Genomic DNA, 24,057 nt, shown 5'->3' with positions numbered 1-24,057 from the left:
AAACGTAAATCCTAACTTACTATTTTGTCCTTGTTACTCATTTTCCTTTCTAATATCATTGATTGTTTCTGCAAAAGATTTTTCCTTGCCAAACAAAGCCGAGGTTCCAAGAATAAAATTATCTACCCCTTTAGCATACAATTTCGTTATTTTTGCTCTTGAAACAGCTCCATCTATTCCCAAAACATAATTATATTTTTGCTTTGCTTCAATAAAGCAGTCTAATTTTGGCAAAACAAAATTTTGAAAAGGCTGACCAGCAAATCCAGGATGAACTGTCATTACTAACACATAATCAACCTTGGGCAACAATTCTTCAACCATTGCAAAAGAAGTACCAGTATTAACAGCAATGCCAGCCTTTTTACCTAAGACATGAATATCATCAATTGTTCGTGCAGGCTGTAATTCTGCGTCCGGACAAAAGTAAATTAAGTCAGCACCTAATTCGCTGAAAAATTTAACGTAATTGCGCGGGTTTTCAATCATCAAATGAGCATCAAGCGGCTTGTTGGTCAATCTACGAATAGTTCGGTAATCCTCTGGACCTAAGGCAAAATTTGGTACATATTTTCCGTCCATAACATCCATGTGAAACATATCAACACCGGCTTCATTTAGTTGCTTCACTTGGCTTGCTAAATTACCAAAGTCTGCACACATCATTGACGGACTCAAGATTAAAGACATTGTTTTCCTCCTTTTTTGAGTAATCAATTACTCATGTTCTTAATTGACATTATTGCACTTTATTTTTTGATTGTAAACGTTTTATTAAATATAAAAAGCAATCGTTTAACCTTATTAATAGAATGCAATAGTATTTTTAATGCTATAATATTTAGCATAAAGGAGTTAACGATGAAGCAATATTCAATCAAAGACATTGCTAAACTCTGTAATGTCTCAACTGCAACAGTTTCACGAGTTATTAATAATAATGGACGCTTTTCTGAAGAAACCAAGAATAAAGTTTTGGAAGTTATCAATCAGACAGGTTATATGATTGATGATAGTGCACGCAGTCTACGCACAAATGTTACTTATACAATTGGTATTTTAGTACCGGATATTAAAAACCCATTTTTTGCTGATCTTGTGCAGAAAATCGAAGAACTGCTTTTTTCTAAAAACTATTCCACAATAATCTGCAATACAGACAAAAATGAAAAAAAAGAACAAGCATACTTACACATGCTTGAAAATAAAAAGGTGGATGGAATTATCGTTATTTCCGGGTCATATCAGCATGGTTTCAAATTCCAGAGTTCCTTAAAAGAGATCCCTTATATTTGTATCGACCGAGAACCGGAAAATTTCCATAATACAGTCTTTATTTCTTCTAATCACTATCAAGGCGGGCTAGACGCTACCAATTATCTCTTCAATCGAGGAAGTCAATTTCCAGCAATTGTTGTTAAAAAAATCAATTCTTCAACCAAATCGAGAATTGCGGGCTTTAAAGAAGCACTCAAAAATCATCAGGTAAAGTTTTTAAAATCGCATCAAGAACTTAAGCTCACAAATAAAAATGCAGTAAAAAAATTTTTAGCAAAAAATCCACAAGTCGATGGTTTTTTTGCAGCAGATGATAACATTGCCATTAGTTTGATTCAGTACCTAAAGGAGCTTAATTACCAGATTCCCAAGCAAATACAAATTATTGGTTTTGATGATATTCCAGCAGCCAATGTGCTCACGCCTAAATTAACTACCATTCAGCAAAATACTAAAAAGATCGCGCAAACTGCTGTTAATAGCATGATGAATGCAATTAATAAGCAAAATGAAAAGGGTAGCCAATTTCTTATTCCAACCAAACTTATTAACAGAGAAACCACAAGATAATACAAAATTAGGCCAAACACAGTTAAATGTTTGACCTATTTTTTAATTATTAAACTTTATTCGACTTAAAAAGAAAGATTTATCTTTTATTATTAAAATATTCATGAAACTTTTTCATTTCTCGCTCTATTACTTCATCGTCTGACATGGCAAATTCAAAAGCACATTGTGCGTCACTAGGTAAATAATAAATAACTGCACGCCAATTAAACATTCCCGTGTCTAATGATTTAGTATTTTGCATCTTTCCTTCTGCTGTTAACATTGGGTTTTTTAAATGAATATAACTAACAAAAGGTGCTAACTTTTGAGCTGCTTGATTTGGATCAAAACCAGTAAAAGCCAGGTTACCTAAATCAAAAGTACAGCAGATCGAATTAAATCCCGCTTTTCGTGCTGCTGTCAAAAAATCATAAACGGTATCTGGATTACCTCCGATTGGAGTTTGATCATTTTCAACGGTAGTTTGAATTTCGGCTAAAGGCAAATTTGACAAATCTTCTTTTAAATCCCCATGATATCGATAAAAGTTCCCCGTACTAAACTTTATTTTCTGCGCCCCAAGTTCTTTAGCTTCTTGATAATATATTAGTAAGTTTTGATTAAAGTTACCTTTTTCATCAAAAATATTATCTGGGACACTATAATTTACTAGTAACTCTTTTTGTTTAATTGCTGGTGCCAATTCTTTAATTTCTTGATTAACATTTTTAAAGTATTCACGACGAATCTCAATACCATCTGCATTTAGATCCGCAATGCGATCAACTAAATCAAATTGACTAATCCCACTTTGAATTTCTTTTTCATAAACTAAGGTATTAATAATTAGAGTCATGATTTTTCTCCTATTTTTTCACGAATTCAAGATATTTATTATGAAACTTAATGGCATTTTTTGTAACTTGCTGATAATCATCTTCTTTTGCCGGACCAACCATACTTCCACCAACGCCAACAACAAACGCACCTTGCTTAAGCCATTTGGTCAAATTTACCAGTGAAACGCCACCTGTTGGCATTATATTAACATTAGGAAATGGCCCATGAATTTCATTAATAACTGACTCTCCAGCCACAGAACTTGGAAATACTTTAATTACATCAGCACCATAAGTCAATGCTGCTTGAACCTCAGTTGGAGTAAAACAGCCTGGAATATATGGAATTTCATATAAATTGCAGAGTTTAGCCGTTTTTTTATTAAAAGAAGGACTTACAATAAATTCTGCTCCTGCAACAATTGCTAGTCTAGCAGTAGTTGGATCTAAAACCGTTCCCGCACCTATAATGACGTCAGGACTTGTACGGTATTTTTTTCTTAATCTACTAATAGTTATATCTGCATTAGGTGAAGTAAATGCCAACTCAATTGCAGTAATTTGACCTTGTACACAAGCTTGGGCAGTTTTATATGAATCTTCTTCACTTTTCCCTCTAATTACCGCTACTATTCCAGCTTGGTGAATTTTCTTAATTAATTCAAACTTCAATAACATGATTTTTCCTCTTAATTATTCCATATTATTATGTTTAGCCTTTGCATCAATATTAGTAACCTTCTCACGTTTGCTTAATTTCAAACATAAAATATCAAGTATAATATGGACGCTTTGATCAAACAAAGTACTTAACAACTGAATTGATTTTATACCGTCACCATTTTTAGTGGCTCCAGGAACAACCACTACTTGATTAGCAGCTTTAGCTAAAGGCGATTTTTTATTACTTGTCACTGCAATAATTTTCACTCCTAAATTTTGTGCCTTTTGTGTTAGTTTTACAACACTATCTGTTTTGCCTGAACCAGAAACTGATACCAGAACATCACCATTTTCAATTGATGGAGTAATTGTTTCACCTATCACATACACTTGATAACCAAGATGCATAAGTCTCATGGCAAAACTTTTAGCCATAAACCCAGACCTACCTGAACCCAAAACAAATATTCTTTTATCTTTTGTAATAATATCAGCAACTTGATCAATTTGTTTTTGATCCACTTGATGCACAACTTCATTAATTTCTTGTAAAACATCATCTATTAGATTATTTGTCTTCGTATTCATTGCATTATTGCCTCCTTAAATTGAATAGCTGAGTTAACCGGATTGCATGTTTTAACAATTTTGCTACCAACAATTACAATTGAAGCCTTTTTTTGCTTAGCAATTTGTTTAACTTGCTTCAAATTTATCCCGCCTGCAACTGCAATATTTTTGATATTAGGATATTCGCTTTTAAAATTAGCGATTTCATTTGTAATTGGCATACTTTTTTTATTATCATATGATTTATGCAGATTATAAATAGCATTTGGATAGACTGCTATTTTTCGAATTATTCTTGGCTCCAGACCCATCAAATCGATTAACATTTTTTTCTTTTTTTGTTCTGCAACTTCATAAGCTAAATCAAGTGTTGCTTTATCCGCTGATCCCATCACGGTTAAAATATCGGCACCAGCTTTAAATCCTTGACTGAATTCATAGGTTCCCTCATCGTTTGTCTTGCTATCCATTAGTAATAAGCTTTTCTTTAACCCAATTTCTGCTCTTTTAATAGTGCAAAAGCCATAATCTTTTATTATTGAGGTTCCTAATTCGATGATATCTGCAATGCCATCCAATTTCTGGGCTAGTCTTATTGCATCTTCCAACTTTACACGATCAATGGCAATTTGTAGTTTCATTTTCAGAAGTCCCCTGATCTTCGTAAAATTGTTTTAATTCAGCTGGAACAGGATAACCATCATTATCACCTAATGTTTGAACTTGCAAGCAACCAACTGCATTTCCCCGAATTGCTGCTTCTTTGAGACTCTTTTTTTCAAGTAAAGCTGTGATTAACCCCAATGCAAAACCATCTCCGGCCCCAACTGTATCAACTACTTTTTCTGCCTTAAAACCTGGGACAATATATTTATTGTGCGAGCTAGTCTTAACAAAAACGCCATGGGCTCCTAACTTGACCATGACTACACGAGTTCGTTTGCCGTTAAGATAAAAGTCAGCAATCTTTTCAGGATCGTCAGATCCAACCAAAACTTTTCCCTCTTCAATTCCGGGTAAAACAATATCAGCCATTCCTGCCAATTCATTGACTGTTTTAATCATATATTCTTTACTCTTCCATAAAGATGGACGAAGATTGGGGTCAAAAGTAATAAACTTACCTGCCTCAATCAGCTTTTGGTAAAAGACACGAAAAGTATGTTCAGCAGTAGATGAAATTGCAGGAAAAATTCCTGACATATGTGCTATTTTGACATCACTAAGATCAATTTTATCTAGCTGATTAGCCTCAAGATGACAAGCAGCAGAATCACGCCGATAATTGACTACCATTGGATCACCTTTTGTTACCAATTGTTTCATCTGATGACCTGTATAATAAAAATTATCATAACTTACATATTTTGTTCCTACATGATGCGCAGCAATAGTCTTTTGAACAAATTTACCCATTGGATCTTGGCCTACTCTTGTTATATATTCGACAGAGTGCCCTAAACGTTTAACTCCAATTGCTACATTTAACTCGGCTCCTCCCATAATCTTGTGAAACTCCAATGCATCAGTTAACGAAACATCTGCTTCTTTTGAACAAAAAGTAACCAGCGGTTCACCAATTGTAATTACTTCTGACATAATGTTTTCCTTTCTTCTTTTTCAACCAAAAAAGTAATAAACAAGAACTTCATTAATGATTGAGACAATCCACATTACAGGTACACCATACTTAAGAAAGTCTTTCGACTTAACTTTCATATAGTCAAGTCCCCAAACGTTCCAAGATTGAGTAATATCAACTGATACTGCCATCAAAGTTGGAACATATAATAATGGCAGTAAAAAGTTATCACTAAAGAGTCCTGTACCATATAGCACAGCAGCCGTAGCAGCACCAGCACCCCAAACATGCAAAGGCCCTCTAAATAAGGCAAGTGGAGCCAAAATACCTAGAGCTAAACATAAAACTAAATGCTGATGGGGTAGCATTGTAGCTAAAATTGGTTTAAATTTGGCAGCATTTAATGTTGCTGCGCCAGTAAAACATTCTAATGCCATCAAAAACATAATTAAACCAGCAATATCTGTAATTGCATGTGCAATGGAATCGTTCAGAAACTTAAGGCCTTTTTGATAATTTTTAAATTGACCCGTTAACAAGATTGCAATTATACTAGCTAATGTTAGAGCTGGAACTGCATCCCATTTAAATAACATATTTAGAGCAACTGGAATAATTGGAACAATGTAAGCAAGTTTAGGAACTGTGACCGTTTGATGATTGGCACTTTCAGCACCAATTAGCTTTAAATTTTTATCTGCATTAGTCTCATCTATTTTTTTGCGATTAATCAGTAAAAAGACAATAATTGCGAATAACTGAACAGATGCAGCACAAATACCAAATGTAATGTATTTACTATCATAAGTTGCTTTTGGTGCAAAAGCTTTCATTTGGTTATAGAGAACAACATTAATATACATTGGTGCTCCAATTGCCATTGAAAAAATTGTCAATGCTAAATCACGCGGCAATCCAAGTGACAACATAATTGGTAAAAGAATTACTCCAATTGCAATGACAGAACCCACTCCGTAGGCACTAATAAAAATAAATGCAGTTACCAAAATTACCAAAATCGTAGCTAATACCGGTTTCTTTTTACCAATTAATTTAGTCGCATCTGAAATTGCAGGTGCAATGCCACTATCGACCAAAACTCTGCCAAACCATGAGCCAAAAACAATATATATTATTGTTGGCCCATAACTTAACGCTGGTTGTGCAAATACCTTGCTTATTGCTTCATTAAATGGAATTAAGCCGATGACGCACCATAAAATTGCCATCGTAAAGAACCCAATCATTAGATTCCCGCCCTTTAAGATATACAAAATAAACAAAGCAAAAGTTACTAATAGTAAAATAGCTATTATTGTAGTATTCATAACTTTTGTACGCTTTCTAAACAATTAATTTTTAAAATTTCGCCATTTTTATTAGGTAACCGGTTACCTAACTAATATAAATCTTTAATCTAAGATTTGCAAGCGCTTTTTTAAACGAACTTAGTATTACAAATGTAAAATCATTTTATGCAGAACAAAATGATATACTATTATTTGAGGAAATTTAAATGAAAAGAAAAAAAAGTCATGAAAAAGCAACTATCCGTAATGTAGCTGAATTAGCCAACGTTTCCGTTGCATCGGTATCAAGATACTTGAACAACAAAGCTACAGGTAGGCTATCTAAAGAAAAAGCTCAAGCAATCGAAAAAGCAATAAAAACGTTAAATTATATTCCTGACATAGCTGCCAGACAAATGGCTACTAATCAAAGTAAAACAATTGCAGTAGTCGTTTCCAATATTGATGATTACTTTTCAACTGAGTTATTTAAGGGTGCCTCAAATATTTTAAGACTAAAAGGCTATGAAGCTTTTTTATTAGACACTAATGCGGACCAAAATCGAGAAAAAGAACTGATTAAAACTGTTAGTAGCAGTTTTTTTGATGGTTTACTTTTTCAGCCTTTCGGCAGTAACTTTAGAAATATCAAGTCTGAATTTGTTCACGATATTCCCACGGTAATTCTTGACAGAAGGTTGGCTAGTTTACATTGGCCCCAAGTTATTTCTAATAATATTGAAGTTTCAAAAAATGCTACAAAATATTTTTTAAATAAAGGATGTGACGATTTTTTAATTTTATCCTCAGAAGTTAAAATTGCATCAACTCGACGCGATCGTTATAGTGGGATTTGTTTTGTGGCAAAGCCAGAACAAATACATTTAATTCAGATTGATGAAGAAACTTACAACTATTCAGCTATTAAACGGAAAATCGAGGCTTTTTTACAAAAGCAAAAAGAAAAAGGAAAAAAGACATTAATTTTTTGCTTTAAAGAAAGATGGCTATTGGAATTTATTCCAATGTTAATGGCTGATGGATATCTCGATAATGAAAATGTTTTTGTTACTGGGTTTGCAGATACCAAGCTAGCGCAGTTAATTCTGCCCCAATCAAAGTTAATTTCCCAAAATCCTTATTTAATGGGAGCAAGTGCAGCAGAAATTTTATTAAATCTACTAGTAAATAAAGTAAAACCGCAAGAATTTCAACCTTTAGTAATTGCAGCTAAGTTTTAATTTAACTAAATTTGGGGAACAGATTATTATTCATAACAAAAATAGCTAGCAAATCTTTTTAAACAATTTGCTAGCTATTTATATATTATAAATTTTTGCTTATTTTATTTTGATAAATTACTTTGTAGGTTTCTAACATTTGTTTTAAATACCTTTTTTTATGAACATCAACAGTTGGTACATATTTTCTTACTTTTTTCTTCAAATGACGCCCTGTTGCAATAGTATAGGCTCCCTCGGAAACTGCCTGTTCAGTATCTATACTGATGACATTTGCTTGTAATATATCCGCCTTAAGTTCAAGCCAAAGGGGATCTTTGGCAGCAGGACCAATTACTTTAATTAGATGATATCTTTCTGAATTAAATAAAGTAGTATACGCAATTTTAAACTCACAAGTTAATCCTAAAAATAGACCAAAAATTAATTCGACCACTGTAGTCTGGCTTGTTAAGCCATATATGATCCCTTTACTACTAGACATTTTATTTGGTGCACCACTGCCGTTAAAATGTGGCATTACTAGAACTCTAGAGTTAAACAATGAATAATCATCATATCCTTTCTGAGCTTCATTCATTAACTCTATTAATTTGTTTTCATTTATTCGACAAAGATTCATCAACCAAGCAATTGTTGAACCTGCAGCTGGCATCGCAGTAAATCTGGTATAATGTTGATCATCTACATAAATACCGTTGGCCAGTGCATTTTTTTGTGCTTCAGATGAAATATCAAAATGCTCTACAATTGTCATCATTGCCTCAGTCGTCCCGGTTGAATCAAGAAGTTCTGTTTCATCTAGTCCAACACCAGCTGCACCACACATATGATCATGACCAGCAATTATCACCTGACATTCTTGGGCAAATAATTTACCAAGTTTTCCCTGAATGTGGCCTAAATTACAGCCAGCTGAATAAATTTTTGGAAAAGAAATATTGCTTATACCTAAAAGCTGTTGAACTTCTTTTGACCACTTACCTGTTTTTATATCAAGACAAAGTGTTCTACTTGCAATAGTATATTCCGTTGCAAGATTACCAGTAAATCGATAAACCAAATAATCAGGGACACATAACCATTTGTACTTTGCCAAAGGCATGGTAATCGTCTTATCATATTTCAATAACCAGGCGATTTTAAGCGCTGAATAGTGTGCATTAACCGGTAGCCCAGTTAGCTGGTAAATTCGACTTTTTTTCTCTTCAGTTATTTGATCAACAATTATTTGAGCACGATCATCAAACCAGGAAATACATTGACCAACTGGATTATTTTTTTCATTTAGTAGAATTCCAGATTCTCCAAAACTTGCAATCGCTATTCGGGTTACTTTTTTGAGACTAATTAGGTCAAATGAACTAATTGTCCTAATAATTTCATCCCATAAATAACTAAGCTCAAAGTTAGTTTGCGTTGCGACTGTTTTTTTAGGTGTAACAAATTGCTTTATCTCTGGAATTCCATTACACCATAACGTAATTTTAGTATTGGTAGTACCAACATCAATCGTCAGACAGTTACTGGTCAATATCGACAACCTCTTTCTTAGTCGTCCGATAAATCCACCATAGAAGAAGTCCAACTACAATGACTGAAAACAATGCAATAGGATTAAGTTCAAAAATTTTGACTAACCAAAATCTAAGTGGATTACCACCATCCAAGAAACTAGTTACCGTAGCATGCGCAGCTCCCTTGTATGCAACCGCACGTGCCATTTTAGTAATAATGGGAGCCATAGCACTAGCAATGTATAAATCACCTATTAAACACGGAATTGCTATAATTACAGCACGAAAAATGTTTCCCTTACATGCTAAGACAATCATTGAACTAAACACGGCTAGATTAGCTAAATCAGCCAATGGTAGTGTTCTATTTCCTGGTAAAATAAATGCCAGAAAAATAGCAATCGGAGTTAGCAGTAATGCCGTTGAAATAATTGATGAATTGCCAATTGCTACTGCAATATCTAATCCAATAAACAAATCTTTTCGATTAGGGAATCTCTTAGTCAAGAAGTTTTGAACTGCTTGTGAAATTGGCATTAATCCTTCTAGTAAGACCCTAGTCATTCTCGGAAGTAATAACATAACTGCGGCAAGATTAACTCCTATATTTAGTAATCCTTTAACGTCATAGCCTGCTAATAGTCCTAGCAGAATACCCAAAATCAAACCAATCATCATTGGCTCACCAAAAATGCCAAAGCGCTTTTGAATTGATTTAGGATCAATTTTTATATTTCTAATACCAGGAATTTTATCAATAAGCCAATTACCGATTAAGCCGATGGGCCAAAAAGTGATCGATGACACCGTTGGTAAAGAAATACCTTCTAGACCAAAGTATTTCTCTCCCATTGGTGCTGCCCAATCTGCAAGTTTAAATACAATAATCGTAATAATTGCAGCGGCTAATAGACCTAAGAAAAAGTTATTGGTAACATAATAAACTAACGTACCAACTAAGGCAAAATGCCAATAATTCCACATATCTACATCAACTGTTCTTGTTTTTCCAATGACTAGCATTATGATATTAATAATAATTGTCATAGGAATAACCAAGGGAGCAATGGGCAACCCCCACGTAATTGCAGACAATGCAGGCCAACCTAAATCAGCTGCGGGCAAATTGATACCGGTGTGCTTTACCATCGCTTGTGCAGCTGGTCCCACATTGTTAGTCAAAATGCCGAAAATAGCAAAAATACCAACAAAGCCAACTCCAACAGTTAAAGCAGCTTTAAATGCTTGTGCTACTTTCATTCTAAAGCACAAGCCAACAATAAAGAGAATAATTGGAAGCATAACAATTGCTCCCATACTTAAGATGTATTGAACAACTCCATTTATTTGTGAAGCCAAATTAGCCATTATTTGCCTCCTATTTTACGTAATCATAAATTTGTTCCAGTGTTTGATCAGCCCCAATACCTGTGATTAGTGATAATGCATGAACAACTGGAATATCTAGATCAAATGGAACCTGGGTAGTTGCTACAATTAAATCAACTGTTGAAGGATTTGCCACTTCTGGCAAAGAAGCAACATTTGTTTGAGTATAGGTAACACTAATCCCCTTATCTTTTAAATATTCTAATGTCTTTTCCGTAGCAACCGTTGAAGTTGCGATTCCAGTTGCACAAACAAATAAGATGTTCTTTTTTCTGTTAGCCATTTTTTATTCCTCCAAAATAGCACGTTCCACTAATTTTTTTATTTCAATCTGGGAACCATTTTTTATTTCAATTAAGTTAGCCGGATTTTGAAAAACGCTCATTAACTTAGCTAATATATTTAATTGTTTATTTGATTGATCCAGTGCAAGTAAAAAGACTATTTCAACACTTACCTCTGTATCCTTGCTACCCATTACTATTTGCTTAATTGGATGCTTAAGAATGCCGATAGCAATTGCATTGTGCCGAGTCCATTTAGCATCTGTATGAGGAATTGAAACACCAACCGACTTGGTTGGTAATCCGGTCGGAAATTTTTTCTCACGCAAAATTACCTGTTTAGGATAATCAGGATCAACTAAACCTTGTTTTATTAATTCATTTGCTAGATCTTTAACGACATGTTCGAAATCAGTTTTTTTGTTAAAAAACATAATCTGATTCTTTTCAAATATGATTTTTTTATCGCTTAACGCCATCTTATCTCCCTTTATTGAACTGCTATTGGCGATAGTTTATTCATGACTTTAATCTTGTGATAAACAATCTCTTTAACAGCTTTTCTTGCATCTAAAGTGACATTAACTAAGTCAAAGCGATTTTTGTTCCGTTCATAATCTTTTCCCATCGTTTGAATATAAGCTTGTCGCAAATCACTAGCTACATTAATCTTAACTACACCATAATTAACCATTTGATTAATTTGTTCGTCTGGAATGCCAGAAGCACCATGCAACACAAGCGGTACTTTACAAACTTCTTGAATCTTTTTTAATAACGAGAAATTAATATTAGGATCAAGATTCAAGCCATGGACATTACCAACTGCAACCGCTAGTAAATTGACTCCAGTTCTTTTTACAAAATCTATTACTTGCTCTGGATCCGTATACTTATGCTTGGGATTGACGAAATCATCTTCCTTACCCGCAATTGCGCCTAGTTCTGCTTCAACTGGCACACCATAACCTTGAGCGAATTCAACAGCTCTTTTAGTTTGAGCAATATTTTCATCATATTCATATTGAGCGTTATCAGTCATTACTGAACCAAAGCCGGCCTGACATGCATCAACAACATTCTGAAAATCCTTGCCATGGTCTAAATGCAATGTAACTGGTGTCTCCATTTGATCGGCATATCTTTTAACCATATCGTAAATGTAGCCATAACCTGACAATGGAATATTTGTCGGTGCAATTTGGATAAATGCTGGAATTTTGCTCTGTTCAACTGCATCCAAAATACCCATTGTTGTAATTAAATCTGTTGTATTATAGGCACCAGCACAGACATGACGCTCTTTAATTATTTCTAATAGATTAAAACCATTGATTAATGGCATATGTATCCCTCCAAATATATCTTTTCAGTTTAATTAATCTTTAAAAAGTCTCTTTGTTAAGGGAGTATCCGATATTAATGTTCACTTGTCTTCGATAAAATTCACTAAATGATTTTTATTGGTCAAACTATGTTTCGGATTAATAGCCAATAAAATCACCTTAGTTAATTGATAATCATTTTTTTCACTTACAGAAAAATAGGATATTTTATTTTCTAGAGTTATATAAAAAATAGTATCTTGCTTAATTTTTTGATCAATCACATGAATAATTAGTATTGATGATGAAACTAGCCCATCACCCATTTCATCTCTTTTTTTAATATCAGCTAAGATTTCTTCTCTACTTAAACTGGGCTCCAATTTTCTGGTCAAATTGATTACGCAGTCTTTAAGTTCACTAAACTTAGATATTTTTACCCTTAAATATTCTTCTTCAATTTTCAAAACGCTTATTCCTAACAATCTCATCAATTTTATTCTGCACAATTGTCTGATCTTTTTTTGTAAATAAAGCACTCACTACTACACTTGGCACTGCAATTTTATTAGATACCCGAACAGTTGAAATTAATAAATCAACATTACGATAATCATAATGACTATTATTACTTGCAGTCACACCTAATACTTCAATATTTGGAAAAGCCTTTTTAACCTTAATTTTAAGTAATTCTGAAGTACCAATACCTGTGGCACACATGATTACAGCTTTTAAACGGGTAGAATTTTCTTCGAGTGCCTGAGCAAAATAAAGTGTAATGTAACCAATTTCATTTTCATCAATTTCTTCAAATTGATATTTAGTAAATGTTTTTTTAGCAGCAGTTTGAATAATGTTAAAAAGCTGTTGATATTCCATCTTGATTTGCTCTAATAAATTATTATTAACACTAATATGATTTTTTAGGCGGTTAATTAACGGTTGAATGTGTTTCTCAAGCCTATCTTCAATAAAACTAAAGTCATAATGAAAATGAGAAGAAACCTCTTCAATCAAATCTTTGGTTATTTTGACAACCTGCTTAGAGGTTGTAATAGCTACAGTTTTATTAATAAACCTTGAAGAAGATAAGTAAGCAAATATATAATCTGCTTCAACATTGGGAACTCTAATACTTAAATAGTTACTAATATCATTTACAACCTGTTTACTAATTTGATAAATATTAGAATTAAAGACTTTTTGATCCAATCCTGCTTTATTAGCCACTTGATAATTAGTCCCGTTTTTTCGCAAACGACTAATTAAAATATACAGATGTGAAAAAAGGTTAACATTGTAAGGATATGGTAATGTCGTTTGCAGCAAATAACTTATTTTATCAATTTCACTTACTACAAACTGCACATCATATTTTTGACTAAAATCTGTGCTTTTTGGTAATTGCTTTAAATCAATTATTTCCTGATCATCAATTAAGTCTTTTAGCACTCTCCTAATACTTTCTTCTGGTCCTTTAACACAAATTAAGTTGTTTTTAGTTATCAAATTAATGCAATACTCACTGAGAATCTTTTTAATAATTTGTTTATCATGGTGACGAACATTCGCACTAATATAAAATTGATTAAAAACCTCACTTTCCTTTATTTTCTGAGGAGATATTAATAGTAATCGTTTCATAATCCTATTTCTTCTTTCAACAGGTGAGAGATTGACAGACGAGTTTTGTTCCAATTTTTGATATTTTTTTGGCTGAACGTAATACTGATAATTAAGCTTAAAGCCACGGCCTCTTTGAGACTTAATTAAAGCAGTCGACATATTTTCATTAATATTATCAACCAGGCGATAAACTGTTTTTTCAGATACATAAAGTACCTGAGCAATTTCTTTTGCCGTCAAATACCCACTGCTATTTAAAAGAAGACTAAATAATTCGTGTGTCCTCTCTGAATTTCTCATATTCACCCCCTAAATTCCGACTTTTTAAAGATTCAATTATCATTTTAGTGACTTTGTTCTTTCAAAAATTTCGACTTATGTCCACAATAATGGACAACTTTAATAGCGCTTACAAGTGCAATTATAAAAAAGATATTGTGGAAGTAGAGGTGCTTTAGTTAAAAAAACATGCAAAAAACAGGCATTTCAATAGATTTAAAATGCCTGTTCGTAATTACAGCAAAAGCGCTAATTTATAAAAAAGTGATTTTCTTTTTGTATGTTTGACCAACAGAATCCATAAAAATCACGTAGATTGTACCTGAGATTGTTTCACCACTTATTGAACGATAAAATTTGATTTTTGGTGTCATTTCACCTGGATTTACTTTGACAAAATCCCAATCAATCCCGGGCTTAACATGGCTCTGTTTAATATTCTTAAAACTACAACTACCATTTTCTTCATCAACGTGTTGGGCATAGCACCAACCAACATACTTAATATTACCAATATGTCTGCTCGTATTTGTACACCAAATGTAGAAACTAGCTTCATTGACAATCGGTTCACCGATACCTTTTAGTCCGATCATCTGCTCTTGACCCAATTCGAGAATATTCTTGGCTTTACTCATTTCTGAAATTTCAAATTTACTGTGAGGGTTAACTATATCGTAATATGTTATTGCTATAGCTAGTAAAGCAATTATTACAGAAAGTTCACCAGTGCTCATTCTGATTTCTAAAAAAGCTTGTTGAATTTGGGTAAACCACAACATGAAAATAAAAATGGTCAAAACAGCTAAACAATAAAATGCATTGCTATCATTTTTAGATTGCATAAGGGTATGCTTTGCTAACACCTTATCCCATAGTTTTACTATACCATTAGATATAAGATTAACTAACTTATATACAAAAAAGCTCAAAATTAATGAAAGTATGAGGACTACGAGATACAAAATTCCATAACCCGTATCTTGCAGAACATACGATGATGCTAAGCGATAAATTTTCATAACAATAAAATTGCATATTGAATATGAAATTAACCATGATATTAGTATGTATTCAACTTTTAACAATGTGTCTAATAACTTTTTCATTCCCCACTCCCGCTTAAATTAAAATACTTCTAAAATTATACAACTAAATAAACCAGATTAGAAAGTAATTTTTAATATTAATACTTTAAATATCAATGTTTTTAATTTATTAAATTATTAACAGAGCATTTACCCAACAGCTTTAAATCAAATTAGAAATACAAGCTACCATAATTTTGCTTTACAAAAGTATCGTTTACTAAACAATTATAAAAACAATTTTGCTTTTCGCCAACTACCCAAGCAAAATTAAAGCCTATTACCTAAACAATGGTAATAGACTTCCAACAGCTTATTCAATTTTGATAATTTCTTTGATAAATTCTTGATAACTGTTACATCTAGATAATTTGGCAACTTTATTATCATTAATGATCACTTCAGAAAGTTCATCAAAAACTTGCCGGAACCTTTTTTCGTCTTTTGGACTTGAAGCAAGCATAATAATTAAATAAACTCGCTGGTTTCCCCATTCGACACCCTTTTCATTAATATAAATAAACCATTGGCTCAGCCTAGCATGATAATTAATCGCATGAGGAATTGCTACAGAACCAAATGCCGTGCTGGAAAGGCGCTCTCTTTCCCAAATCTGTTCTTCAAAGTCTTGGGCGACAATTTTTTCTTGTAAAAACCGCTCACTTATAAAATGAATAACTTCATGGGCTGTCCGATTATGATTTTCAGTAATAAAGTTAGCAGCAGACGTAAATTTGTCTAACCCCTTCTGCAGTTTATGTGCTGCATTGGCATCCTTAATTTGGTTAATTGCCTTTTGAATCTTATTAATATCACCTGGTAAAAGGAAACTAGAAACTTGAACAAACTGATGCTTTTTGATAATTTGCTTTGAATCAACGACAATTACTAACTGCGTTTCCGCTAATAAATCGGTTTCTGAACTAACAGTATTTAAAATAACCAAATCATTGCCAAATTTATGGTCAAGTAGCGAAACTGCATTTTGTGCATTATTGTGATATTCAGGTATCAGCAATTGACAAATCACTTTGTTTTCATTCCTAATTTGTTCCGTTACGATATTACCGACATGAAGGGCAATAAAAGCAATTTCTTCTTCACTAACGGCAATTTCTAGTTCCTTTTTTATTTCATAGGCAATCAGAGTCGCACATTCATAAATTGTCGGCGAAGAATTTTTGATATTTTCAGCTAATGGATTATGTACTGTATTATTATTTTTAAAACGGGCAATCAAACGCAACAAATGTGGCAAAAAGCGGTTTTTAAAAAGTTCTTCATCAAGATCAAGATTATAAGTTTTACGGACAAATGCTACGATTCTTTTAAATAAATTATTAAGCTGCGAATCTTGTGGTAAATCAGCAGAGTGATTATCTGATAATAGCTGGACCATTTTCGTTAATTGTTTAATATCTTCGTCTGACAAATGATATCTTGTTCTTTGATTAAGCTTAGTAACAATTGACTTAACTACTGGATTAGAGATTTGATCTTTTTCTGCTACAAGTGCAGTCTTATCGGAACGATCTAGCATAATTACTAGGTGTAAGAGAAGATTACTGAAATTAAAGGAATCAAATTTAATATCAGCGACTTTAGCACTTTGCCGCAAGATATCCGCCACTGTTTTAACATCGACTTCAGGAAAATACTTTTGAATAGCCTTTTCATTAAGCAAGGTACCGTTTAATTCGTGATAGATCATTGACGAAAGAAGCTTACGCTTATTTTCCTCTTCACCATCAACATGGTAAAAATCGCCTTCGCGAATCAATCTTAAGTCAAAATTACTGAATTCACTCGTTAGCTTTTTTAGTTCTTTACGTAACTCAACTTCATTGATGTAAAGTTGACCAGATAGATCATAAATATTGAGTGGCTTTTTAGCTTTGATTAGTTTACGAATTAACCACGAACTCCTCTGGCCCGCATTATCAGGTAAATATTCGCTTATTTCCGGAGTATCAAAGTTGCCTTTTATTCTATATCCTTTAGGTCCACTCTCAATTTCAATATTATTTTTACGCAATTGAGCTATTTTGCTTTTTACCGTTCGCTCAGACACGGTCAATTTCATCGCAAGAGTTTTAGCAGTGATCCAAGATTCATTATTTTGCCTTAAAAAATCAAGTAAATCTCTGTTGTCGCTCATGTTTTAGTCTCCTTAATTACTCTAAATTAGAGTGTGTATCCCGTAATTGCCTAGTTGTAATCAAATTAGCATGCAATGCCTTTAAAATTAAGCTATCGAAAAGCAGTAATGAGGCTTGTTCATATAAACTTCCCATTGGCTGTAGAGAATTCTGGTTAATGTCCTTTGTTTGCGCCTCAATGACAATAACTTCATCACTTGTTTGACTTAAAGGAGCAGTCCTTTTAGCTGTAAAAGTCAAAATCGTTGCTCCCACATGCTTAGCGCTTTTAGCCTGTCCGAGTAAAAAGCTGGACGTGCCACTAGCAGAATTCAATATTAGCAAATCTTCAGCATTAATTGCCGGACAGGTAATCTCACTAACTACGTGAACTTGTAACCCCGCTTGCGTCAAGCGGTTAGCGAGTGCGCGAACCATCAGACCGCTTCGACCCTCTCCTGACAGGAAAACTCTCTTAGCAGAAAAGATTAGTTGTAGAATTTTTCGTGCTTTCTGCTCTGATAAATCATAATTAATAGTAGTTAATTCTGTACAAATTTGAGCAAACTCTTTAATCATTTTTAACCTCTTTTGCTAGCTGCTTACCGACTTTGCCAGCAGGATGATTTAATAAAAAGTCATTTTTAGAAAAATGTTGTTCTTGCATCAACAAAACAGCAATTACATCAAACAAAGAGATAACAGCTAAAGTACTGGTAGTAGCTAACAAATTAAATTTATCTAGTTCGCGTTTAACCTTAATTTGGACAGCCAAGTCCGCTTTTTGAGCTAAAACTGAATCAAGATTTTCCGTAATAGTAATAATTTTGGCCTTTTTAAATTCAATATTAGCAACAAAGCTGGTCAGTTCTTTAGTTGAGCCACCCTTTGAGATAAAAATAACCACATCATTTTGCTTAACTTGTCCTAAGCCGCCATGAACCGCATCCGAAGGATTTAAATAAAAAGCAGCTAGACCAACTACATTCAGTGTATGAGTAATTTTTCTGGCTGCCATTGCCGAGGTGCCACAACCGGTGAGAAAAACATTATGAGTATTCTTTTTTAAAATCGTTACCAGATGAGTAATCTCATCTGGGGCAATACTTTGCCCTAGGGCACTTATTTCTTCACCTTCAATTTGGAACAATTCCGAATAACTATTCATTTTGTTCTCCTAAAACAATAACTTCAATCTTTCGTTGACGTTCTCTTGTCTGATCAAAATCAACGAAGAAAATTTGACCGACTGCTCCCAGCAATAGCTCATTTTGCCGAACCCCTAAACAAATGCTTGAGCCCAACAAATCTGCTCTTAAGTGCCCATCAGTATTTAACATTGTCCACTTAACTGCTGGATAATTTGGGTCCGTCTTTTTCATACCATAAGCGATGTGCTTGGGACCAGGACTCAGATAGGGATAATTTTCCGTAGTTTGGCGGGGAACAATTTTTTCTAAAACATGATTAAGATCCACTTGAAGAAAATCGTCATCATAATAGTTGCGGTCATGCATGTACTCATCAAAATAAATTGAACAAGTAGTATGTACAGTTTGAACCAAGCAAAGACCATTTTGAACTTGGCTATCAGCCACAATTTGTTTAACCTGATCCGTAATCATGTGATAAGATGGCCTGCCCGAGACGGTTTCCAATTGAATTTCTTGATAGTAAAATGTCATGATTCAAGCGCTGCCTTTACTTGATCCCAAACCTGCTCTGTTCCAATTCCTGTTAACAGGGCTACTCCGTTGATTACTCGGTCTTTAATAGCATCCGGAACAATCGTCGTCGATATAACAATGTCATAAAGACCATTTTGAATATTATCGACTTCTTGACTAACTGCAGACTGCTTGATTTCAACGTCATTGGCAAAATTATTTTCCTTTAGCCAATCATTTACCTTTGCATGAACGATTGTTGATGTAGCATGGCCTGCGCCACACATAATTAGCATTTTTTTCATTATTATTCACCTTTCTTATTATTCATTAACATTAAATTTCTTTACTACATTTAAGTAAAAAAGCAATCCCAATAAAACAACGATTAAAATAACTAGTCCGATTAAGCCCATATTCTGAGCCATCCATACAAACGCTGCATTGGTCCACAAACCAGAAAGCTCAAATGAAAATGCTCCTTTAGTATTAATGCTGTAGTTAGCTAACTTAAAGCTCTTCATAACAAGCGGCGAAAGCCAAGTTGACAAATAGAGCATTGGAATTGAGTAAATTGTGGCACCAATTAAACTTCTAATAATATTGCCTTTAAATGCACCAACTAATAGTGTGAAAACATAAACATAAAGTGTTAAATCTCCTAAGGGCAAAACTTTATTACCTGGTAAAATGCTTGCTAAAAATAACGAGATAGGAATCATTAAAACACTAGTTGCTATGACAGCTGGATGTCCAACAGTCAAAGCTGCATCCATTCCGATATTGACTTTCTTGCCCCGCAAGTGCTTTTTAGTAAATTCTTGTGTAGCTGAAGAAATCGGGGTCAGACTTTCCATAAACATGGAAATCATTTTTGGCATAATCTTAAGAGTTGCACCCATTTCAACTCCCAGTTGTAAAATACCGGCAAAATCGAATCCTGCTAATAGGCCAATACCTACACCTACGATAAAGCCAATAACAAGTGGATCGCCCAAAACGCCAAAACGCTTTTGAATTTTTTCAGGACTAGCATCAAGCTTATTGAAACCTGGAATTTTATCAAACAGCCAATTTAAAGGAACTGCTAGAATAGTAGCTGAAAGTGCCATCGTGTGAGTTACTGCAATACCCGGTAAATTGAAAAACTTTTCCGTGATCGGCTGCATCAAATCTGCTAAAAGCAATTCAAGTAAGAAGCCACCGCCTAAAGCAATAATGCCATATACATAATTCCCGGTTACCGCCCAGACGAGCAAACCAATAAATGTTGGTTGCCATAAATTCCAGATATCAACGTTTAAGGTTCTAGTTAAACCAACCCAAACTAGGATCAAGTTAATTAAGATGGTTAACGGAATTGCTAAAACCCCAAGTGAACTTGAAAAAGCAAGGGGACCACCAACACCACAGCCAACATCCATGATGCTTAGAGATAAATGGTAACGCGTCACCATCAACTTGATTGCTGGTTGTAAATCGGTGGCCATCATATTTACCACCATATTCATCCCAATAAAGCCGGCACTCAAAGTTAATCCCGAAATTAACGCCTTGGCTGGCTTTAGGCCTACAATTAGGCCCAAAATGATAATAATAATTGGGATACCAACTGTTGAGCCTAAATTTAGGAACCAGTGGATTGCCTGTACAAACATTTTCTTCACTCCTTCTATTTCAAATCATACTTATTTAAAATTTGCTCTACATTTTGGGGATTTCTTTCAGCCAATAACTCGGCAATTGCTTGCTTATTCTGGCAAAAAGTCATTAGATTACTTAAAAGCTGGGCTTGTTCATGCGGCTTACTCATCGCAATCATGAACACCAAACTAACCTCTACGTCAACTGCCTTGTTAACCATGCTTTTGAAGACAACCGGCTTTTTTAGAGTCGCTACCGCTATTTGAGATGTATTAACATATTCAGAATCAGTATGGGGAATAGCAACTCCAATTCCATTTTCAAGTTGTAAACCCGTTGGGAAATTCTTTTCCCTAGCCAAAACATGAGTTAAATAATTATCCTTAACGATTGTTTTTTGCTTTAGCATCTGAGCAAGCAGTGTGATTATTTCCGTGCTGCTTTGCACATCTGCTTGCAGCTTAATAATTTTTTGATCAAAGAACATTCCTCATCCGCCTTTCTATCTTCAAATATTAAGCGCTATCACAAAAAGAATAAAAACAAGATTTGCACGTTAAGGGGAAAATACGGGTGCCACTTATTTCACCTTAACTAGGCAAATTTTATTTTGGTTTAGACATCATATTGGTTTAAAAGTTGTAGTAAAGGAGTGATATATGATGTGTCAAATAGCTGTTTCACTACACAGCGGACCGAAATTGAATTTAGACAAAACCCTGAAGAGCCTTGCTAGTGCCCGCGCTGATTTTCTTCATATTGATGTAATGGACGGTCATTTCGTACCTGAAATTGATTTTGGTCAAAAACTTGTACAAGAAATTAGTCAAAACTGCCAAATTCCATTAGATATTCATCTGATGGTCGAAAAGCCTGAAACTTTAATTGAGCAATATATTTTCCCAACAACGGAAATAATTGGTATTCATGTTGAATCAACACCGCACATTCACCGCATTTTAACTTTAATTAAAAAATTGGGTCAAAAATGCGAGGTGATTATCAATCCCGGGACACCTATTTCAACAATCATCCCTGTCCTTAGATTAGTAGACCAAGTAATGGTTATGTCGGTTGATCCGGGAACAAGCGGTGCAAACTTTATTGACTCAACAATCGAAAAAGTAAAGCTGTTAGACGAATTAAGACGGCAAAATAATTATCATTACCAAATCAAAGCAGATGGCAGTATTGATGATCACAATATTGTTAAACTGACAAAAGCTGGCTTAGATATTGCAGTTGTCGGATCTTTTATTTTTAAAGATAATTTGGCAGGACAGATTGCCAAATTAAAAAGCAAGTAAAAATAGGTCATTTCTCGTTCAGGAGAAATGGCCTATTTTAATGGCGCAAGTTAAGTAGTAATGTATTTTGGTTAAATCTGGTTAATCTGTTCTTCTAAGTTCAGTACTTCTAAAACATCAGTTGCACATTCTGCCCCCTTATTGCCGGCTTTTCCACCAGCACGATCGGTGGCTTGTTCAACCGTATCAGTCATCAAAACACCAAACATGACAGGAACTTTACCATTAGCAGTGGCTGCGGCAAGTTGCGCAGTTGTTCCCTCACAAACATAGGTAAAGTGAGCGGTTGCTCCACGAATAACTGCACCTAAAGCAATGATACCGTCAACTTTGCCACTTTTTGCTAAACAGTTAACTGTCCGGGCAATTTCAAAGGCACCTGGAACATGGACAACTACGATATTATCGTCCTTAACACCTGACTTATGTAATTGACCGATAGCCCCTTCAAGTAAGCGATCAGTCACAACGCCATTAAATTGCGCAACAACAATACCAATTTTTTTATTTTGACCAGCCGCAATATTTCCCGTAATTTCCTTCATTTTAATCAACCTCACTTAATAAATGGTTCATCGCATGTTTCTTAGTTTTCAAGTAATCCCTGTTTTCTGCGGTCATTCCAACTTCGACGGGAATGCGCTTAGTAACTTTTATCCCATAATTTTCCAATTGCTCGACCTTATCAGGATTATTTGTCATTAATTCAACTTCATTTACTCCTTTTTGGCGCAAAATTTCGGCAGCAATGTCGTATCGGCGAGCATCTACGGGCAAGCCCAAATGCTGATTTGCCTGGACCGTATCCATTCCTTGGTCCTGCAATTGATAAGCTCGCAATTTGTTCGTAAGCCCAATCCCCCGGCCTTCTTGCCGTAAGTACAATACCGCACCTGAACCATTTTGCTCTATTTTAGTTAAGGCCTCAGCTAATTGAGCGCCACAATCACACCTTTTTGAGCCAAATACGTCACCAGTCAAGCATTCACTGTGAAGCCGCAACAGCAGCGGGCTCCCTTGCTTAATTTCACCCTTGCTAATAAGTAAAGTTGGCTCCTTGTCTGGATGTTCATTATCTTTAAAACCCTCAAGCTGAAATTGACCATATTTCGTCGGGAAGTCAACTTTAGTAAAAGATTCGATATCCAAATCTTTTGCTTCATGGTGTTTACGGTACTCAATCAATTCTTCAATGGTTAAATATGGTATTCCCAAGCCTTCGGCTAAGGCCTTTAAATCCTTTCGCCGCGCCATATGACCATCTTTTTTAATGCATTCACAGATAAAACCAACTGGGGCCACACCAGCTAAGCGAGCTAAATCTAAAGCAGCCTCTGTATGACCAGTTCGTTCTAGAACTCCACCTTCTTTAGCTACAAGCGGAAATACATGACCAGGATGGTAGAAATCATCCCATTGACTATCAGGATTAGCCAACTTCTTGATTGTTTTTGCCCGGTCAAAAGCAGAAATTCCAGTAGTAGTTTCTGTCGAGTCAACGCTTAAGGTAAATGCCGTGCCAAAAGTATCATTTGACCCCGTTTCAATCGGTTCAAGTTGAAGTCTATCCGCAAATGCTTTGCTCATCGGTACGCATAAAAGTCCCCGAGCTTTGCTAATCATCATATTGACTGCTTCAGGAGTTACTTTTTCGGCTAAGCCAATCATATCTCCCTCCGATTCACGCTGAGGGGAATCGGCTACGATTACTAATCCACCATTTAGCATGTGCCGTAAAATTTTCTTCATTTTTTGTTCTAATTGTTCGTCCATTTT

General features: G+C 34.5%; 27 protein-coding genes. 3 read left to right on the top strand and 24 right to left on the bottom strand.

The window, feature by feature from the left end:
- Positions 1-33 precede the first annotated feature (33 nt).
- Positions 34-690, bottom strand: coding sequence for a ribulose-phosphate 3-epimerase (locus J3U71_RS03020; RefSeq protein WP_220269109.1), 657 nt, complete (start codon positions 688-690; stop codon positions 34-36).
- Between the two features lie 171 nt (positions 691-861).
- Here J3U71_RS03020 and J3U71_RS03015 point away from each other — a divergent pair, with 171 nt between their 5' ends.
- The gene (locus tag J3U71_RS03015; protein WP_267392480.1) at positions 862-1,848 is read left to right on the top strand and encodes a LacI family DNA-binding transcriptional regulator; all 987 of its coding nucleotides are present in this window, start codon (positions 862-864) and stop codon (positions 1,846-1,848) included.
- A 79-nt stretch (positions 1,849-1,927) separates the two neighbouring features.
- On the opposite strand, the gene J3U71_RS03010 is transcribed toward J3U71_RS03015, so the two are convergent.
- Genes J3U71_RS03010 through J3U71_RS02985 form a run of 6 tightly spaced genes read right to left on the bottom strand, consistent with a single transcriptional unit; the run spans position 1,928 to position 6,812 of the window.
- On the bottom strand, positions 1,928-2,686 hold the full coding sequence (locus J3U71_RS03010; protein WP_220269108.1) for a sugar phosphate isomerase/epimerase family protein: 759 nt from the start codon (positions 2,684-2,686) through the stop codon (positions 1,928-1,930).
- A gap of 10 nt (positions 2,687-2,696) precedes the next feature.
- Positions 2,697-3,347 carry a bifunctional 2-keto-4-hydroxyglutarate aldolase/2-keto-3-deoxy-6-phosphogluconate aldolase gene (locus J3U71_RS03005; protein WP_220269107.1) on the bottom strand — a complete coding sequence of 217 codons (651 nt, stop codon included), beginning with the start codon at positions 3,345-3,347 and terminating at the stop codon, positions 2,697-2,699.
- Between the two features lie 15 nt (positions 3,348-3,362).
- A complete protein-coding gene (gene hxlB / locus J3U71_RS03000; RefSeq protein WP_220269106.1) occupies positions 3,363-3,920 on the bottom strand; it encodes a 6-phospho-3-hexuloisomerase in 558 nt (185 codons plus the stop codon).
- Positions 3,917-4,543 (bottom strand): orotidine 5'-phosphate decarboxylase / HUMPS family protein, encoded by a 627-nt coding sequence (locus tag J3U71_RS02995; RefSeq protein ID WP_220269105.1) that lies wholly within the window; start codon positions 4,541-4,543, stop codon positions 3,917-3,919. The genes hxlB (J3U71_RS03000) and J3U71_RS02995 overlap by 4 nt, the downstream gene beginning before the upstream one ends.
- Entirely contained in the window at positions 4,521-5,501 is a 981-nt protein-coding gene (locus J3U71_RS02990; protein WP_220269104.1) for a sugar kinase, read from the bottom strand. Before J3U71_RS02990 ends, J3U71_RS02995 begins: the two co-directional genes overlap by 23 nt.
- Positions 5,502-5,522: 21 nt before the next feature.
- A complete protein-coding gene (locus tag J3U71_RS02985) occupies positions 5,523-6,812 on the bottom strand; it encodes a gluconate:proton symporter (protein WP_220269103.1) in 1,290 nt (429 codons plus the stop codon).
- 188 nt (positions 6,813-7,000) lie between these two features.
- Here J3U71_RS02985 and J3U71_RS02980 point away from each other — a divergent pair, with 188 nt between their 5' ends.
- On the top strand, positions 7,001-8,014 hold the full coding sequence (locus J3U71_RS02980; RefSeq protein WP_267392483.1) for a LacI family DNA-binding transcriptional regulator: 1,014 nt from the start codon (positions 7,001-7,003) through the stop codon (positions 8,012-8,014).
- Between the two features lie 85 nt (positions 8,015-8,099).
- Here J3U71_RS02980 and J3U71_RS02975 read toward each other — a convergent pair whose 3' ends face one another.
- From J3U71_RS02975 to J3U71_RS02905, 15 genes are all read right to left on the bottom strand, one after another.
- Entirely contained in the window at positions 8,100-9,548 is a 1,449-nt protein-coding gene (locus tag J3U71_RS02975) for an FGGY-family carbohydrate kinase (protein ID WP_267392485.1), read from the bottom strand.
- Positions 9,538-10,899: a PTS galactitol transporter subunit IIC gene (locus J3U71_RS02970; RefSeq protein ID WP_220269100.1), complete on the bottom strand. Its 1,362-nt coding sequence runs from the start codon at positions 10,897-10,899 to the stop codon at positions 9,538-9,540. Before J3U71_RS02970 ends, J3U71_RS02975 begins: the two co-directional genes overlap by 11 nt.
- 10 nt (positions 10,900-10,909) lie before the next feature.
- Entirely contained in the window at positions 10,910-11,203 is a 294-nt protein-coding gene (locus J3U71_RS02965; protein WP_220269099.1) for a PTS sugar transporter subunit IIB, read from the bottom strand.
- Between the two features lie 3 nt (positions 11,204-11,206).
- The gene (locus tag J3U71_RS02960) at positions 11,207-11,683 is read right to left on the bottom strand and encodes a PTS sugar transporter subunit IIA (RefSeq protein ID WP_220269098.1); all 477 of its coding nucleotides are present in this window, start codon (positions 11,681-11,683) and stop codon (positions 11,207-11,209) included.
- A gap of 11 nt (positions 11,684-11,694) precedes the next feature.
- On the bottom strand, positions 11,695-12,549 hold the full coding sequence (locus tag J3U71_RS02955) for a class II aldolase (RefSeq protein ID WP_220269097.1): 855 nt from the start codon (positions 12,547-12,549) through the stop codon (positions 11,695-11,697).
- An 81-nt stretch (positions 12,550-12,630) separates the two neighbouring features.
- Positions 12,631-12,996, bottom strand: a complete 366-nt coding sequence (locus tag J3U71_RS02950) for a PTS sugar transporter subunit IIA (RefSeq protein WP_267392486.1) — start codon at positions 12,994-12,996, stop codon at positions 12,631-12,633.
- The gene (locus tag J3U71_RS02945; RefSeq protein WP_220269095.1) at positions 12,986-14,458 is read right to left on the bottom strand and encodes a BglG family transcription antiterminator; all 1,473 of its coding nucleotides are present in this window, start codon (positions 14,456-14,458) and stop codon (positions 12,986-12,988) included. Before J3U71_RS02945 ends, J3U71_RS02950 begins: the two co-directional genes overlap by 11 nt.
- A 233-nt stretch (positions 14,459-14,691) precedes the next feature.
- Positions 14,692-15,282, bottom strand: a complete 591-nt coding sequence (locus J3U71_RS02940) for a hypothetical protein (RefSeq protein ID WP_267392487.1) — start codon at positions 15,280-15,282, stop codon at positions 14,692-14,694.
- 556 nt (positions 15,283-15,838) lie between these two features.
- Positions 15,839-17,683: a BglG family transcription antiterminator gene (locus tag J3U71_RS02935; RefSeq protein WP_267392488.1), complete on the bottom strand. Its 1,845-nt coding sequence runs from the start codon at positions 17,681-17,683 to the stop codon at positions 15,839-15,841.
- Positions 17,684-17,699: 16 nt separating this feature from the next.
- Complete coding sequence (gene hxlB, locus J3U71_RS02930; protein WP_267392489.1) at positions 17,700-18,242, bottom strand: 6-phospho-3-hexuloisomerase; 543 nt, start codon at positions 18,240-18,242, stop codon at positions 17,700-17,702.
- Complete coding sequence (locus J3U71_RS02925) at positions 18,235-18,831, bottom strand: KpsF/GutQ family sugar-phosphate isomerase (protein WP_220220661.1); 597 nt, start codon at positions 18,829-18,831, stop codon at positions 18,235-18,237. The genes hxlB (J3U71_RS02930) and J3U71_RS02925 overlap by 8 nt, the downstream gene beginning before the upstream one ends.
- Positions 18,824-19,348 (bottom strand): YjbQ family protein, encoded by a 525-nt coding sequence (locus J3U71_RS02920; RefSeq protein ID WP_220269091.1) that lies wholly within the window; start codon positions 19,346-19,348, stop codon positions 18,824-18,826. Before J3U71_RS02920 ends, J3U71_RS02925 begins: the two co-directional genes overlap by 8 nt.
- Positions 19,345-19,635, bottom strand: coding sequence for a PTS sugar transporter subunit IIB (locus tag J3U71_RS02915; protein WP_220220659.1), 291 nt, complete (start codon positions 19,633-19,635; stop codon positions 19,345-19,347). The genes J3U71_RS02920 and J3U71_RS02915 overlap by 4 nt, the downstream gene beginning before the upstream one ends.
- Before the next feature lie 18 nt (positions 19,636-19,653).
- Positions 19,654-20,988, bottom strand: coding sequence for a PTS galactitol transporter subunit IIC (locus J3U71_RS02910; protein WP_220232701.1), 1,335 nt, complete (start codon positions 20,986-20,988; stop codon positions 19,654-19,656).
- 14 nt (positions 20,989-21,002) lie between these two features.
- Positions 21,003-21,461 (bottom strand): PTS sugar transporter subunit IIA, encoded by a 459-nt coding sequence (locus tag J3U71_RS02905; RefSeq protein WP_220220657.1) that lies wholly within the window; start codon positions 21,459-21,461, stop codon positions 21,003-21,005.
- A gap of 172 nt (positions 21,462-21,633) precedes the next feature.
- Between J3U71_RS02905 and J3U71_RS02900 the strand changes: the two genes are divergently transcribed.
- Positions 21,634-22,281: a ribulose-phosphate 3-epimerase gene (locus tag J3U71_RS02900; RefSeq protein ID WP_267392490.1), complete on the top strand. Its 648-nt coding sequence runs from the start codon at positions 21,634-21,636 to the stop codon at positions 22,279-22,281.
- Between the two features lie 71 nt (positions 22,282-22,352).
- On the opposite strand, the gene ribH is transcribed toward J3U71_RS02900, so the two are convergent.
- Positions 22,353-22,826 (bottom strand): 6,7-dimethyl-8-ribityllumazine synthase, encoded by a 474-nt coding sequence (gene ribH / locus J3U71_RS02895; protein ID WP_103752881.1) that lies wholly within the window; start codon positions 22,824-22,826, stop codon positions 22,353-22,355.
- A gap of 1 nt (position 22,827) precedes the next feature.
- The gene (gene ribA, locus J3U71_RS02890; protein ID WP_267392491.1) at positions 22,828-24,054 is read right to left on the bottom strand and encodes a GTP cyclohydrolase II; all 1,227 of its coding nucleotides are present in this window, start codon (positions 24,052-24,054) and stop codon (positions 22,828-22,830) included.
- Between the last annotated feature and the right edge of the window lie 3 nt (positions 24,055-24,057).

Source organism: Lactobacillus sp. B4015 (genome assembly GCF_026536055.1).
Classification (GTDB): domain Bacteria; phylum Bacillota; class Bacilli; order Lactobacillales; family Lactobacillaceae; genus Lactobacillus; species Lactobacillus panisapium.
Note: the sequence above shows the minus strand (reverse complement) of the source record. Positions and strands in the feature narration are given on the sequence as shown.